Origin of the sequence: Oceanobacillus sp. CF4.6, from assembly GCF_051262635.1 — a bacterium.
Lineage (GTDB): Bacteria > Bacillota > Bacilli > Bacillales > Amphibacillaceae > Oceanobacillus.
In genome coordinates this window covers 21,915-36,493 of the sequence record NZ_JBIMEX010000005.1, presented here as the reverse complement: position 1 = coordinate 36,493, position 14,579 = coordinate 21,915, and the positions used below count along the sequence as shown (strand labels likewise).

The 14,579-nt window shown below is 37.0% G+C and carries 14 protein-coding genes; 9 read left to right on the top strand and 5 right to left on the bottom strand.

Features of this window, described 5'->3' with window-relative positions; translation table 11 throughout:
* Positions 1-7 precede the first annotated feature (7 nt).
* From rnjA to def, 3 genes are all read right to left on the bottom strand, one after another.
* Entirely contained in the window at positions 8-1,675 is a 1,668-nt protein-coding gene (rnjA, locus tag ACHABU_RS09550) for a ribonuclease J1 (protein ID WP_435764607.1), read from the bottom strand.
* A 3-nt stretch (positions 1,676-1,678) separates the two neighbouring features.
* The gene (locus ACHABU_RS09545) at positions 1,679-1,888 is read right to left on the bottom strand and encodes a DNA-dependent RNA polymerase subunit epsilon (protein WP_379497906.1); all 210 of its coding nucleotides are present in this window, start codon (positions 1,886-1,888) and stop codon (positions 1,679-1,681) included.
* Between the two features lie 541 nt (positions 1,889-2,429).
* Entirely contained in the window at positions 2,430-2,981 is a 552-nt protein-coding gene (gene def, locus ACHABU_RS09540) for a peptide deformylase (RefSeq protein ID WP_435764606.1), read from the bottom strand.
* Between the two features lie 265 nt (positions 2,982-3,246).
* Here def and ACHABU_RS09535 point away from each other — a divergent pair, with 265 nt between their 5' ends.
* The 5 genes from ACHABU_RS09535 (at position 3,247) to lpdA (ending at position 9,100) form a co-directional block, all read left to right on the top strand.
* Positions 3,247-3,909, top strand: a complete 663-nt coding sequence (locus tag ACHABU_RS09535; protein WP_435764605.1) for a YkyA family protein — start codon at positions 3,247-3,249, stop codon at positions 3,907-3,909.
* A 411-nt stretch (positions 3,910-4,320) separates the two neighbouring features.
* Positions 4,321-5,403: a pyruvate dehydrogenase (acetyl-transferring) E1 component subunit alpha gene (pdhA, locus tag ACHABU_RS09530; protein WP_435764604.1), complete on the top strand. Its 1,083-nt coding sequence runs from the start codon at positions 4,321-4,323 to the stop codon at positions 5,401-5,403.
* A 3-nt stretch (positions 5,404-5,406) separates the two neighbouring features.
* Positions 5,407-6,384 carry an alpha-ketoacid dehydrogenase subunit beta gene (locus ACHABU_RS09525; protein WP_435764603.1) on the top strand — a complete coding sequence of 326 codons (978 nt, stop codon included), beginning with the start codon at positions 5,407-5,409 and terminating at the stop codon, positions 6,382-6,384.
* Between the two features lie 25 nt (positions 6,385-6,409).
* Positions 6,410-7,687 carry a dihydrolipoamide acetyltransferase family protein gene (locus ACHABU_RS09520; RefSeq protein WP_435764602.1) on the top strand — a complete coding sequence of 426 codons (1,278 nt, stop codon included), beginning with the start codon at positions 6,410-6,412 and terminating at the stop codon, positions 7,685-7,687.
* A 3-nt stretch (positions 7,688-7,690) separates the two neighbouring features.
* Positions 7,691-9,100: a dihydrolipoyl dehydrogenase gene (gene lpdA / locus ACHABU_RS09515; protein ID WP_435764601.1), complete on the top strand. Its 1,410-nt coding sequence runs from the start codon at positions 7,691-7,693 to the stop codon at positions 9,098-9,100.
* Positions 9,101-9,262: 162 nt separating this feature from the next.
* Here lpdA and ACHABU_RS09510 read toward each other — a convergent pair whose 3' ends face one another.
* On the bottom strand, positions 9,263-10,783 hold the full coding sequence (locus ACHABU_RS09510; RefSeq protein WP_435764600.1) for a glycine betaine uptake BCCT transporter: 1,521 nt from the start codon (positions 10,781-10,783) through the stop codon (positions 9,263-9,265).
* A 210-nt stretch (positions 10,784-10,993) separates the two neighbouring features.
* Between ACHABU_RS09510 and ACHABU_RS09505 the strand changes: the two genes are divergently transcribed.
* The 4 genes from ACHABU_RS09505 to ACHABU_RS09490 all read left to right on the top strand — a co-directional run bounded on the left by ACHABU_RS09505 (position 10,994) and on the right by ACHABU_RS09490 (position 13,720).
* Entirely contained in the window at positions 10,994-11,854 is an 861-nt protein-coding gene (locus ACHABU_RS09505; protein WP_435764599.1) for a polysaccharide deacetylase family protein, read from the top strand.
* Between the two features lie 362 nt (positions 11,855-12,216).
* Complete coding sequence (locus ACHABU_RS09500; protein WP_379497913.1) at positions 12,217-12,321, top strand: GapA-binding peptide SR1P; 105 nt, start codon at positions 12,217-12,219, stop codon at positions 12,319-12,321.
* A gap of 160 nt (positions 12,322-12,481) precedes the next feature.
* The gene (locus ACHABU_RS09495) at positions 12,482-13,438 is read left to right on the top strand and encodes an NAD(P)H-dependent flavin oxidoreductase (RefSeq protein WP_435764598.1); all 957 of its coding nucleotides are present in this window, start codon (positions 12,482-12,484) and stop codon (positions 13,436-13,438) included.
* Between the two features lie 15 nt (positions 13,439-13,453).
* The gene (locus ACHABU_RS09490) at positions 13,454-13,720 is read left to right on the top strand and encodes a UPF0223 family protein (RefSeq protein ID WP_435764597.1); all 267 of its coding nucleotides are present in this window, start codon (positions 13,454-13,456) and stop codon (positions 13,718-13,720) included.
* A gap of 52 nt (positions 13,721-13,772) precedes the next feature.
* Here the strand turns inward: ACHABU_RS09490 and ACHABU_RS09485 are convergent, their stop codons facing one another.
* The gene (locus ACHABU_RS09485) at positions 13,773-14,399 is read right to left on the bottom strand and encodes a YktB family protein (protein WP_435764596.1); all 627 of its coding nucleotides are present in this window, start codon (positions 14,397-14,399) and stop codon (positions 13,773-13,775) included.
* Positions 14,400-14,579 lie beyond the last annotated feature (180 nt).

The following is a 14,579-nucleotide window of genomic DNA, read 5'->3' as shown; positions in this document are numbered from 1 at the left end:
TTAGCTTTTAAACCTCCATTATGATAGGTAATACCATCGGACGGCGTTTTGTTTTCTCATATAAGAATGGTGCTATTGTGTCTGTAATTTCATTTTTAATTTCAGACCATTGCGTTGTTTTTCTATCCATCACTTTATCCAAATGAGTGGAAACTAGTTTTTGTGCTTCGTTAATCAAATCCTCGGATTCTCTCATATATACAAATCCCCTTGAAATGATATCAGGACCTGAAGCGATTTTGAATTCCTTCATATTAATGCTTACGACAACAATAACGAGTCCTTCTTCAGAAAGAATACGGCGATCGCGTAATACGATATTGCCAATATCACCAATTCCGCTTCCATCCACATAGATAGATCCTGAAGGTACTTTACCTGAGACTGTTGCTTGATCTTTGCTTAATGCAAGAACATCGCCGTTATCCATAATAAATGAATTAGCCGGGTCAACATCACATGTTTCTGCAAGTTTAATATGTTCTTTAAGCATACGATATTCACCATGAATAGGCATAAAGAATTTCGGTTTGATTAGTCGTAGCATTAACTTTTGCTCTTCTTGACTACCATGTCCGGAAGTATGAATATTACTCAATTTACCATGAATCACGTCTGCGCCTGCACGATATAATTTATTAATTGTTCTGCTGACACTAACTGTATTTCCAGGGATTGGAGATGAAGAAAATACTACCGTGTCGCCAGGAATGATTTGAATTTGTCTGTGTGTACCATTTGCAATACGTGATAATGCAGCCATTGTCTCACCTTGCGAACCAGTACAAAGAATGGTGATCTCACTTGCTGGATATCTGTTGATCTGATTTCCTTCTATAAATGTTCCTTTTGGTGCTTGAATATATCCTAGCTCCGAACCGATATTAATTGCATTTTCCATACTGCGTCCAAATACAGCAACTTTACGATTATATTTCACTGCTGATTCAATTACTTGTTGTAATCGATAAATATTGGATGCAAAAGTAGCAAATATTAATCTGCCGTCTACACGACTGAAAACTTCATCAATACTTTGACCTACAACTTTTTCTGACATTGTAAAGCCGGGCACTTCACTGTTTGTACTATCGGAAAGGAGACAAAGCACGCCTTCTTTACCAATTTCAGCCATTCTTGTTAGGTTAGCTGGTTCGCCCACAGGTGTAAAGTCGAATTTAAAGTCACCAGTATGAACAATGTTTCCTGGTGGTGTTTTGACGACAATTCCATATGAATCGGGAATACTGTGTGTAGTACGGAAAAAACTAACGGAAGTTTTACGGAATTTAATAACATCATCTTCTTGAATGGTAGTTAATTTAGCACTTCTTAAAAGACCGTGCTCATCTAATTTATTTCTGATTAATCCGATTGCTAGAGGCCCTGCATAAATAGGCACATTAACTTCACGCAGGAGGTAAGGAATTCCACCAATATGGTCTTCGTGACCGTGAGTTACGAAAAGACCTTTGATTTTATCCTGATTTTGAACAATGTACGTATAATCAGGAATAACATAGTCGATACCAAGAAGTTCATCCTCAGGGAATTTAATCCCTGCATCGATAAGAATAATTTCATCCTGGAATTGAACGGCATACGTATTTTTACCGATTTCACCTAATCCACCTAGTGCAAAAACGGCTGTTTGGTCATTCTTTACAAATTTCATCTTTTATATATTCTCCACTTCTAATTTACCGGTTTCTTTTTCATAATTCAGATGTGCCTCATCTAATTCGTGGATATATTCGATGTTATATTTCCGGTCACTTAATTTTTTTCTTACTTCTCTAACTGAATCTGCTTCAACGTAAATACTCTGTGTACGTTCCCGTACTGGAACTTCATCTTGAAGTTCTTGATATAAAACTTTAAAAATCATTTCATCTCTCCTATCTAATTTTTGTATCTTTTTATGTTCAAGGAAATAAGCTATGCCAAAAAATACAGGCGATAACTGTCTCCCGTTTTAGATGTTATTTGTTCTCCGTTAGAACCATCGTCCAGTATGTTTCCGTAGCAATACCAGATAATCTATAGATTACTTCATTGGTGTGATTGGTTGTATCCTTGGTAGCCTTATTTAAATGTAGTAGGTACACGTCCTTCTTTGCCTAAAAAGTCTCTCCACCGTTTCTTAAGCTTTTCTCTTAGGCGCTTCAGCATGAGGACACACGTCTCCTTTCAGATATCTAAAAAAGCAACAAAAATTCTCTACCGTCCAATCCTCTTATATACAGTATAGTACGAAATGAGGAATATTTAAATAAAAACACATCAATTATAAAAAAATAGTAATAAACTCTTACAAATGCTACTCGTATATTTAGCTTTTACATGGAGATTAATCTTATACATTTGCCCGTTGTAATTGCGCTCGGGAAGTAAAAAAGCTGTCTGTGAACGATAGACACCCCAGTGAATTATTCAATTGCAGTCGAATTTTCTGGTATTTCAAATGGGTTATCTTTGTTTATATGATCGTAGAACATAATACCGTTCAAATGGTCGATTTCGTGTTGAAATACGATGGCTGGGTAGTCTTTCAATCTTAATTTTAAAGGATTCCCATCCACATCTGTTGCCTTTATCGTAATTCTCGCATTCCTTGGAACATATCCTTCCACAGGACGATCAACAGAAAGACAACCTTCCCCCGACGCTAAATAGGATTTTTCAACTGAATGACTAATAATTTTTGGGTTAACAAGCCCGTAACTATATAACTTTCCCTTGAAGTCTTCAAAATGAATCGCAATAAGTCTCTTTTCAATTCCAAGTTGAGGAGCAGCTATTCCGACACCAGCTCTTAAATTGTATTTTGCTGCTTTCTCTTCATCTTGACTGTTTATAAGAAATTCTAACATATCTTCAAGTAATTTTTTTTCGTCACTGGTTATTGGAAGACCTACTTCTTCTGCCTTTTTTCCCAAGGAAGGGTGTCCTTCACGTACGATGTCTTTCATTGTTATCATCATGCATTACTCCTTATTGGTTATAATATCTATAATAGCGGGTATTTAATAGATGACCAAGTAGTGTTGGTCTCTATATGAATATGAAATGGGTTTCTTTAAATTAACTATTTCAATTTAACATTTTAACATATACTGAAGGAATTAATCATAAATTTTTAAAAGAGGCGAGCTCTATACAAGGTTATCATTGATTTATGAGACGTACTTTATGATATACTTTAAAAACACACTACCGATAATAGAACACATAGGAGGAAGAAATGTGCGTATTAAGAACTTATTATTTATTTTACCTACCATCCTGATTGTATTATTAGCTGCATGCAGTAGTCAATCTACTGAAGAACAGATACATAGCCATTTAGAGCAGGCTGTAGAACTTGAAGCGGAATTTGAAAACCAACAAAGCGCGATAACAGACTTGGAAGTACAAGAACAGGAAATATATAATCAAATCATTGATTTAGGTATGGAAGACTTCGAACAAATAACGGAACTATCAAATGAGGCATTATCCATTATTGATCAGCGTGAAGAAAAAATAGAACTTGAGAAACAGAGTATTGAATCGTCTCAGGAAGAGTTTGCAAAAATCGAGGATTTAATTTCAGATCTTGAAGATACAGAAGTAAAAGAAAAGGCAGAAACGATGTATGGTGTAATGGATGATCGATATAGCGCCTATATAAAACTAAATAAAGCCTATGTGACTTCGCTTGAGTTGGAGAGGGCGCTATATACCATGCTTCAGCAGGAAGAGATTGAACAGGAAGAATTAACCGAACATATTAATTCTATAAACGAAAGTTATGAACAAGTTCTTAACTTGAACGAACAATTTAATAATCATACTTTGGAATACAATGCATTAAAAAAGGAATTTTATGAAGCTGCTGAATTGGTTGTATCCTATGAACAGAACTAATATGATAACGACTGAATCTTTATTATGATTCAGTCTTTTTTGTTGTTTTCTTTTATAAGCCCGCCTGTATCCCGATTAATACAGATACAAGATAGGAATATAACAGTTATCTGCCAAAAAGTTATGAGTAGCAAAAACACCGAAATAATTCCCTTCTTTTGAGGAGTTAAAGTTGTAAACTAATTGACCATTAGAAAAAAGTAAGCTATTATTTAACTAAATTAGTTATTGTACTAATATACTTTACATAATTAATATAACAGGTTACCATTTAGTTTAAGTAGTGATTATTAATAACTGAAATAGGGTACAACAAATATGTGTGATATTTTATACGGAATTTTTGTATTCTGGGTAAGCTAGGAAAGACAATAATAAAAAAGGTATAAAGAAAGGAAGAGGTGAACAATTTTGAAACATGTACTTGAAAATATTGAAAGTCAGTTCGAAATGTTCCAGATTCTTAATGAAGATGGAAAGATTGTGAATAAAGATGATATGCCTGATTTATCGGATGAGGATTTGAAGGAAATTATGCGTCGAATGGTGTATACACGTATCCTTGATCAACGTTCAATTGCTTTGAATCGTCAAGGTCGTTTAGGCTTTTATGCACCTACAGCTGGTCAGGAGGCATCTCAATTAGGTAGTCAATTCGCATTGGAACAGGAAGATTTCATCTTACCTGGTTACCGTGATGTACCTCAGTTGATTTGGCAAGGTCTTCCATTATATCAAGCATTCCTGTTTTCAAAAGGGCATTTTCATGGTAACCAATACCCGGAAAACCTGCATGCAATGAGCCCTCAAATTATTATTGGTGCGCAATATGTTCAAACTGCAGGTGTTGCATTAGGAATGAAAAAACGCGGCAAAAATAATGTAGCTATAACATACACAGGTGACGGTGGAACATCTCAAGGAGATTTCTATGAAGGAATGAACTTTGCAGGTGCGTATAAAGCTCCCGCAATCTTTGTTGTACAGAATAACCGTTTTGCAATTTCTGTACCTGTTGAAAAACAAACGAAAGCAAAAACATTAGCTCAAAAAGCAGTTGCTGCTGGAATAGAAGGAATTCAAGTAGACGGAATGGATGTTTTAGCTGTCTATGCGGCTACGAAAGACGCTCGTGATCGTGCGATTGCTGGTGAAGGTCCAACACTTATCGAAACACTAACGTATCGTTTTGGTCCACACACAATGTCTGGTGATGACCCAACGCGTTACCGTACTGAAGAATTAGATAATGAATGGGCGAAAAAAGATCCACTTGTACGTTACCGTAAATTCCTGGAAAGCAAGAAATTGTGGTCGGAAGAAGATGAAAACAAAGTGATTGATGAAGCGAAAGATGATATTAAAAAAGCTATTAAACAAGCAGAAGAGCAACCAAAACAAAAAGTTACTGATTTAATTGGTAATATGTACGAAGAACTTCCATCCAATCTGCAGGAGCAAATGGAAATATATAAAGAAAAGGAGTCGAAGTAAATCATGGCACAAATGACAATGATTCAAGCAATCACTGATGCAATGCGCACAGAATTAAAAAACGATGAAAACGTGCTTGTATTTGGTGAAGACGTTGGTCAAAATGGTGGTGTTTTCCGAGCTACGGAAGGATTACAGGATGAATTCGGTGAAGATCGAGTATTTGACACACCACTAGCTGAATCAGGAATTGGCGGACTTGCTATCGGACTCGCTTTACAAGGGTATCGTCCAGTTCCAGAAATTCAGTTCTTCGGCTTCGTTTTTGAAGTAATGGATTCCATTAGTGGACAAATGGCACGTTTGCGTTACCGTTCTGGTGGGCATCATACTGCACCAATTACAATTCGAGCACCGTTTGGTGGGGGTGTGCATACACCTGAGCTTCATGCAGATTCTCTTGAAGGGCTAATTGCACAACAACCAGGTATCAAAGTTATAATTCCTTCAACACCATATGAAGCAAAAGGGCTTTTGATTTCAGCAATCCGAGACAACGACCCGGTTGTATTTTTAGAACATATGAAACTATATCGTTCCTTCCGTGGTGAGGTTCCAGAGGAAAGTTATACAGTTGAAATTGGGAAAGCTGATATCAAAAGAGAAGGTAAAGATGTAACCCTAATTTCTTATGGAGCTATGGTGCATGCATCATTAAAAGCTGCTGAAGAGCTTGAAAAAGATGGTATCGATGCAGAGGTTATCGATCTTCGCACTGTATCACCAATCGATTATGAAACAATTATAGAGTCAGTGAAGAAAACAAGTCGTGTTGTGGTTGTACAGGAAGCACAACGTCAAGCTGGTGTAGCAGCCAACGTTGTTGCAGAGATTCAGGAGAGAGCAATTCTTCATCTTGAAGCACCTGTATTACGCGTAACTGCACCAGACACAGTTTATGCATTTTCGGATGCTGAAGAAGTTTGGTTGCCAAACCATAATGATATCGTTGAAAAGGTAAATGATGTAATTAATTTCTAAAAAAAGACAAGGAGGTTTTCTAACTATGGCATTTAATTTTAAACTGCCCGATATTGGTGAAGGAATCCACGAAGGTGAAATAGTTAAGTGGTTCGTAAAAGAAGGCGATGTAGTAAAAGAGGACGACGTACTGTGTGAAGTTCAAAATGATAAATCGGTTGTAGAAATCCCATCTCAAGTGGATGGTACGGTTACAAAAATCCATGTTGAAGAGGGAACAGTAGCAATCGTTGGTGATACTCTAATTTCATTCGATGCAGAAGGTTATGAATCTGATGACGAACCTGCTGAAGAGAAAAAAGAAGCATCAGCTCCCAAAGAAGAAGAAAAAACTGCTGAGAGTACAAAAGAAGAAGCATCACAAACTGAGCCCGAGACACAGACAGACGGTAGTCGTATTATTGCTATGCCGTCCGTTCGGAAATTTGCAAGAGAAAACGATGTGAAGATTGAATCTGTGTCAGGTTCTGGTAAAAATGGACGTGTTTTAAAAGAAGATATTGAAAACTATATGAATGGCGATCAGCCAGTTGAACAAGTGGAAACGACGAATGAGTCTGCTGAAACTCAGTCACAACCAACTGCAGCTCCACAAGGGCAGTATCCAGAAACACGTGAAAAAATGACTAATATCCGTAAGTCAATTGCTAAAGCAATGGTTAACTCTAAAACGAAGGCACCGCATGTTACATTGCACGATGAAATCGATGTAACAGAGCTTGTCGCACACCGCAAGAAATTTAAAGTTATTGCTGCAGAGCAGGAAATCAAGCTTACTTATTTGCCGTATGTAGTTAAAGCACTTGTATCGGCATCCAAGAAATTCCCAATCATCAACTCTTATATTGATGAGAAATCAGACGAGGTTGTACAAAAACATTATTATAATATAGGTATAGCTGCTGATACAGATAAGGGTCTATTGGTTCCTGTAGTTAAGAATGCAGATCAAAAATCCATCTTTGAAATTTCTCAGGAAATCAATGAATTGGCAGGAAAAGCTCGTGATGGTAAACTAAAACCAGACGAGATGAAAGGAGCTTCAAATACAATTTCAAACATTGGTTCAGCTGGTGGACAATGGTTTACACCTGTATTGAATTATCCTGAAGCTATAATCCTAGGAATTGGTCGAATAGCTGAAAAACCGATTGTTCGTGATGGAGAAATTGTAGTTGCACCTGTTCTCGCTTTATCTTTAAGCTTTGATCATCGTATCGTTGATGGCGCCACTGCGCAACTAGCATTAAACCAAATTAAACGATTGCTGAATGATCCACAACTAATTATGATGGAGGCGTAGGTAATGGTAGTAGGAGATTTTCCGGTAGAAGTAGATACACTAGTCGTTGGGGCAGGCCCAGGTGGATATGTTGCTGCAATCCGAGCAGCACAATTAGGGCAAAAGGTAACAATCGTAGATAAAGGAACATTGGGTGGTGTATGTCTTAATGTTGGATGTATTCCTTCCAAAGCACTAATCCAGGCTGGACATTTAGCTGAAAGTGCTCATGGTTCTGAAGATCTTGGTATAAAATCAGAAAATGTAACTGTTGATTTTGCCAAAGTTCAGGAATGGAAAGGCACTGTCGTTAACAAATTAACTTCAGGCGTAGAAAGCCTTCTTAAAGGTAATAAAGTGGACATTGTAAAAGGTGAAGCTTACTTTGTTGATAAAAACACTGCTAAAGTTATGGATGAGAAATCTTCCCAAACTTACAAGTTTAATAACTGTATTATTGCAACAGGATCAACACCTATTGAAATTCCAACATTTAAATTTTCTGATCGTGTTCTAGACTCTACTGGAGCATTGAATTTGAAAGAAATTCCTAAGAAACTCGTAGTTATTGGTGCAGGTTATGTTGGTAGTGAATTAGGATCAGCTTATGCAAACTTCGGTACTGAGGTTGTATTCGTAGAAGGTGCTAAAGATATTTTAAGTGGATTTGAAAAACAAATGACTCAATTAGTTAAGAAACGTTTGAAAAACAAAGGCGCAACCATCGTTACGGAAGCAATGGCTAAAGGTGTAGAAGAAACAAAAGATGGTGTGAAAGTAACTTATGAGGCAGGCGGGAAAGAAGAAACTGTCGAAGCAGATTATGTATTGGTGACTGTTGGCCGTCGTCCGAACACAAGTGAAATTGGTCTTGAACAAGTTGGGATTGAACTTGATGACAGAGGTTTGGTCAAGGTTGATAAACAAAGCCGTACAAATATAGAAAATATTTATGCAATCGGGGATATCGTTGCAGGACCACCACTTGCACACAAAGCATCTTATGAAGGTAAAATTGCTGCTGAAGTAATTAGTGGAGAAAAATCTGAAGTGGATTATATCGGTATCCCAGCAGTAGCATTTACTGAACCAGAGCTTGCAACTGTTGGATTAACCGAGAAAGAAGCTAAAGATGCAGGTTATGATGTGAAAGTTGGTAAATTCCCATTCGCGGCAAATGGCCGTGCACTATCATTGAATAATAGCGACGGATTCCTTAAACTAATTACTCGCAAAGAAGATGGATTAGTAATCGGTGGTCAAATTGCCGGACCTAATGCAAGTGACATGATCTCTGAAATTGGACTTGCTGTTGAATCTGGCATGACTGCTGAGGATATTGCTTTAACAATTCATGCACATCCTACTTTGGGAGAAATTACAATGGAAGCAGCAGAAGTTGCAATCGGTACACCAATTCATATGATGAAATAATATTCTATATAATAAAAAGGATGCTCCTTCATTCGGGACATCCTTTTTATTATGATCTAAAGTAAATTGCAATTTTTCGATAATTTCTTTTTTCGGTTTCTTACCGGATAAATGTGCAAAAAAAAGGTTAGACACCGACAATTGGGATCTAACCTTTTAAAATTATTTTCTGTTTTTTTCTATTAACTTAACTTCTAGCTTCAATGATTTCATTAAGGATATAATTATCAATATCATTATTATTGTAAATGGTAAAGCAGCAATAATGGAAGCCGTCTGCAATGCAGCCAGTCCACCTTGCCATAAGAGAACTGCTGCGGTTGCAGATTGTATTACTCCCCATATAAATTTAATTCGATTTGTAGGGTATAAGCTTCCTCCACTGGTTTGCATCCCTAAAACAAAGGTGGCAGAGTCTGCAGAGGTAATAAAGAACGTACTAATTAGTAAAATGGAAACAATCGATAATAGTGTGCCGCCAGGAAAATTTTCCAGTAATGCAAACAATGCAACTTCCTCGCCTGAATTACTTACGTGTTCCATTATATTTGTGCCTTGGAATAGATCCATGTGTATTGCAGTGCCACCAAAAATGGTAAACCATAAGGCACCGAAAATGGTAGGTACCAATAATACGCCTGATACAAATTCTCTAATTGTTCTACCTCTGGAAACACGTGCAATAAAGGTACCTACAAATGGCGCCCAAGCGATCCACCAAGCCCAATAGAATATTGTCCAGTCATTAATCCATGTAGCGTTCTCATCATGGAATGGCGCCATTCTAAAACTCATACTCGGCAGATTTTGAACATAGCTGCCAATGGTATTTGTAAATAGACTCATAATAAAGTTTGTCGGTCCTAAGAATAGCACAAACAACATTAACACAATTGCCAATATTAGATTAGTATTACTAAGATACTTAATTCCTTTGTTCAATCCTGTCATAGCAGAAATCATAAACAATATCGTCACTACTGCAATGATTGTTAGCTGTAATGAAATAGATTGTTCAATACCAAAAACAAAGGAAAGTCCACCACTAATTTGAATTGCTCCAAATCCCAGTGAAGTTGCTACGCCAAATATCGTAGCAAAAACAACAAGACTATCTATGGCAGTCCCCCATTTCCCTTTAACATGATCGCCAAACAATGGTTCCAAAATGGAGCTTACGAGGCCGGGAGATTGTTTGCGGAATTTAAAATATGCTAATGCAAGGCCAACAATGGCATATATTGCCCAAGGATGTAATCCCCAATGAAAGAAACTATACTGCATAGCTGTTTTTGCTGCTTCTGGGGTACCGGCTTCTCCATATGGTGGGTTATTAAAATGGGATAATGGTTCTGCAGCTCCCCAAAATACTAAACCAATTCCCATTCCAGCGCTGAACAGCATTGCAAACCATGTTAAATAGGAAAAATCAGGTTTATCATTAGGTTTCCCTAGTTTAATCTTCCCGTATTTAGAAAATATCAGATACAGTGCAAAAAATAAGAATACGGTACTGCTTATTAAATAAAACCATCCCAGGTTATCTACAATGAATGCCTGAATAATTGCAGTAACACTGTCTAAATTTCCATTTGGCAAGATAGTCTCGGGAATCAATCCCCATAGAATAAATAAAAGTACAATTGAAACAGAGATATAAAATACTTTACTTGCTTTTTCCAAGATAATTCCTCCCTTTTGTTATTTCACGAATCGTACAAGTTAGAATTTGTTTAAAGGCACAGCGTTAATTTTTGGACTAATATGTGTAGTTTTACCATGAAAAAGGTATACATACTAAGATTGCGCCATCGTACAACATTGCCCACAGTAACATATTCCCCTATAATAAATCTAGTAATCTATTTAAGTCATCAGGGAGGGAATTAAGATATGAAAAGCGTTTTCTTTAGCTTTCTTTTGATTTGTGTTTTCGTTTTATCAGCGTGTTCAAGTGATACTGAATCTACAAGTCAAGGAAAATCAGAATCTAGTAATACAAAATCGGAAGAAGTAGACGTTCAAAATAATGCAGACGACGAAGCGGATGAAATTGACAATAACTTTGAGGAAGAAAAAGAAGCACAAGAACAAGAAGCCAAATACATAGTAGCAGAAGATTGGTCACTTGCGCCCATTGAGAAAGGAACGAATGAAAACGTGGTATTATTGACAATCGATGACGCTCCCGATCAGCATGCCGTAGAAATGGCAAAAAAACTAAAACAATTGGATGCCAACGCTATTTTTTTTGTGAATGGTCATTTTCTTGATACACCTGAGGAAGAGGAAATGTTAAAAGAAATTCACGATATGGGCTTCTTCATAGGGAATCATACATTTAATCATGTCACCATCCCCGAAGTATCCGAGGAGGAACAAAAAGAAGAGATTGTAAGCCTAAACGATCGCATTGAGGAAATTATAGGAGTACGACCATTATTCTTTCGTGCGCCACATGGGGCAAATACAGACTATGCGACCCAAGTAGCCGAAGAGGAAGGTATGACAGTAATGAACTGGAGTTATGGTTATGACTATTTTAAGCCGTATATGGATGCCGAAAAACTAACAAATGCAATGGTTACTGGGGAAGGCCCGGAAGTGGATGTACCATACTCATTACTTAAACCAGGTGCTAACCTTTTGATGCATGACAGGGAATGGACTGCAGAAGCACTTCCTGGCATCGTTGAGGGCTTAAGAGATAAAGGGTATGAAATGCTTGATCCTAGCTTAATCGAAACGAATTAAATCAGGCTATTCTCGTAATGTTTGTTGCTTTTAAATCTCGCAGATTTGAGATACATTGCGAAATAGGGTAAGTTACTTCAGCAACCGCTCCGGGACATATACTTGCGGTTCGCGCGCAGCGATCCCGGACGGCGGGCTAGCAGTTACTTCTCAGTTTATAATAACAATTCATTTCGGTGGGACGACCACAGTCCCAATCTTTTAGAAAACAGCCTGCTAAATAATTCTTAGCAGGCTGTTTTATTAGTTCATTAAAAAAATATATTTTTTTAATGTGTTATACTATTTAGGGGTTGATTCTTTTAATGTTACATATTATAATATGAATACGTTATCATAATCAATCAAAAGGAGATGGCTTAATGGGTACAATAATTTGTCAGGATTGTCAGCACGTTATTGAACATTATGAAGAAGAGAAAGTAACAACTCTTTACGGTACATGTCCTAGTTGTAATGAAAAATAAATAATTTACGATGAGCTGCATACGCTGATGCAGCTCTATTTTTTGTTTTTTTACTTATTCTCCGCATTCACTTTAAAGTATGTAAGGGATTTCAATTATAGTATTATTCACGGAAAAATGCTACGCTTATTATAAGAATCATAAAAGGGGATGAGCGTGTATGGGACTACAGACTCGTATTACGGAACTTTTAAATATTGATTATCCAATTATTCAGGGGGGGCTTGCACACCTGGCATATTCAGATTTGGCTGCAGCAGTTTCCAATGCTGGCGGACTTGGTCAAATTACGGCAATGAGTTTAGAAACTCCAGAAGAACTGAGGAATGAAATTAGGCGTGTGAAATCAATGACGGATAAACCTTTTGGAGTCAACTTTGCAATCGGTCAACATGGGAGACCATTTGAACATATGGTTGATATAGCAATTGAAGAAAGTGTGCCGGTGATATCGGTTACAGGAGGAAATCCAAAAGGAGTAATGGACCGCGTAGAAGGATATAATATTAAAAAGCTCGTTCTTGTCGCTGCGACCAGACAGGCTGAAAAAGCGGAGGAATTAGGGGCAGATGCGGTAATGGTTGTTGGCCAGGAAGGTGGAGGTCACCTTGGAAGAGGGGATGTCGGTACATTTGTATTAACTCCTGAAGTTGTTGACCATGTATCCATTCCAGTTATTGCTTCAGGAGGTATTGTTGATGGGCGTGGTCTCATGGCTGCCTTAAGTCTTGGAGCCGAAGGAATTGAGATGGGAACCAGATTTATTGCGACAAAGGAAGCACAGGTTCATATGAATTATAAACAGGCAATACTTGATGCAACTGAAGATAGCACCGTAGTCATCAAACGATCTATTGGAGCACCTGCAAGAGCCTTACGAGGACCATGGACAGCACGTATTTTGGAAATGGAACAAGAGAAAGCAGGATACGAATCGTTGAAAGCTTACATAAGCGGAAAAGTCAATAAACATTACATTGAAAATGGCGACCCCAATGAAGGATATGGTTGGGCAGGACAATCAGCTGCTAGAATTAAAGATATACCGATGGTTCGTGATTTGATTCAAAATATTGTAATTGAAGCAGAGGAAATAAAAGAAAAATGGAATAAATGAGGTGTACTAAAAAAGATGAGTTATGAATATCCGATTGATGAAACTTGGAGTACGGAGGAAATAATTGATGTCGTCAATTTCTTTAGCCTTGTAGAAAAGGCACACGAAAAGCAGGTTCAAAGACAGGAAATTCTTATGCTATATAATCGTTTTAAACAAATTGTGCCATCAAAAAGTGAGGAAAAGACCTTGTTTGCTCAATTTGAAACTGTTTCAGGCTACTCAAGTTATAAAACCGTTAAAAAGGCAAAAGAAACCAAAGAGGACGTTATTAAGATGTAAAAAAGAGGGGCAGTACGAAATCGTGCTGCCTTTATTTTATGGATAAAATAGCTTACCTATAATTCCTCGAATGTAATGCCAGTTGATAAAATGGGATGAGTTTATCGTAGGTTTCTTTGACTGTATCTAAAAACTTATCTCCGTCAGCCAATAATTGGTCTTCTGAACTAAAGTGGCGACCAATTAGAAATTCAGCCTTTTTTACATCTCTAAATCGTTCTAAATCTTTCAATTCCAAGTCGTTCATCTGTATGGAATTTTTTTCCATATGGTCCAGGGAGACAACAAAATTATTTGGAAGCTGCTTTATATCGTCATATTTAGTTATAAATGTTTCGGCAATCTCCTTTTTATTTGGTAATTCATATATGAGCGCAAGCCAGATAAAAACATGATCATCGAATAATCCTAACTGAAAATGGGGATGTTTCTTGTACCCTCGTTTGTTGTCAGCAATTGCCATCCATGTATCTTTTGGTGGATTTACTGTTCTTCTTGCATGTTTAGCAATATGTAAATAAACTTCATTTCCTAATTTTGCTGCCAAATAATCAACAATATCAGATCCTATTTCCTGGAATTTAGGCTGTATTCTAGTTTGGATAGCTTCCATTCTTGCATCCAAACCCTCTATGGTAAATGTATGAAAATCCTTCTGATCAAATCCTCGAAATGCCAAGGGATTCATCCTTTCTTAAAAGATTAGATTATAATAATTATTATTAAGTAAAATTGAATGGAAGTCAAGTCATGGATTTATGAGAAATTGACTTCTAATTCTTTGGTTATGTTTAAAAAGGATACAATTTGGGAAATGATTATAAAATAAATCAAATAAGACAAGAATGTAAAGAACACA

What these genes read in the sequence shown, in the direction of transcription:
- def (WP_435764606.1), bottom strand. Translation starts at nt 2,981, where the DNA reads ATGATAACAATGAAAGACATCGTACGTGAAGGACACCCTTCCTTGGGA.
- lpdA (WP_435764601.1), top strand. Translation starts at nt 7,691, where the DNA reads ATGGTAGTAGGAGATTTTCCGGTAGAAGTAGATACACTAGTCGTTGGG.
- ACHABU_RS09490 (WP_435764597.1), top strand. Translation starts at nt 13,454, where the DNA reads ATGAGTTATGAATATCCGATTGATGAAACTTGGAGTACGGAGGAAATA.
- ACHABU_RS09505 (WP_435764599.1), top strand. Translation starts at nt 10,994, where the DNA reads ATGAAAAGCGTTTTCTTTAGCTTTCTTTTGATTTGTGTTTTCGTTTTA.
- ACHABU_RS09500 (WP_379497913.1), top strand. Translation starts at nt 12,217, where the DNA reads ATGGGTACAATAATTTGTCAGGATTGTCAGCACGTTATTGAACATTAT.
- ACHABU_RS09545 (WP_379497906.1), bottom strand. Translation starts at nt 1,888, where the DNA reads ATGATTTTTAAAGTTTTATATCAAGAACTTCAAGATGAAGTTCCAGTA.
- ACHABU_RS09495 (WP_435764598.1), top strand. Translation starts at nt 12,482, where the DNA reads ATGGGACTACAGACTCGTATTACGGAACTTTTAAATATTGATTATCCA.
- rnjA (WP_435764607.1), bottom strand. Translation starts at nt 1,675, where the DNA reads ATGAAATTTGTAAAGAATGACCAAACAGCCGTTTTTGCACTAGGTGGA.
- ACHABU_RS09525 (WP_435764603.1), top strand. Translation starts at nt 5,407, where the DNA reads ATGGCACAAATGACAATGATTCAAGCAATCACTGATGCAATGCGCACA.
- ACHABU_RS09520 (WP_435764602.1), top strand. Translation starts at nt 6,410, where the DNA reads ATGGCATTTAATTTTAAACTGCCCGATATTGGTGAAGGAATCCACGAA.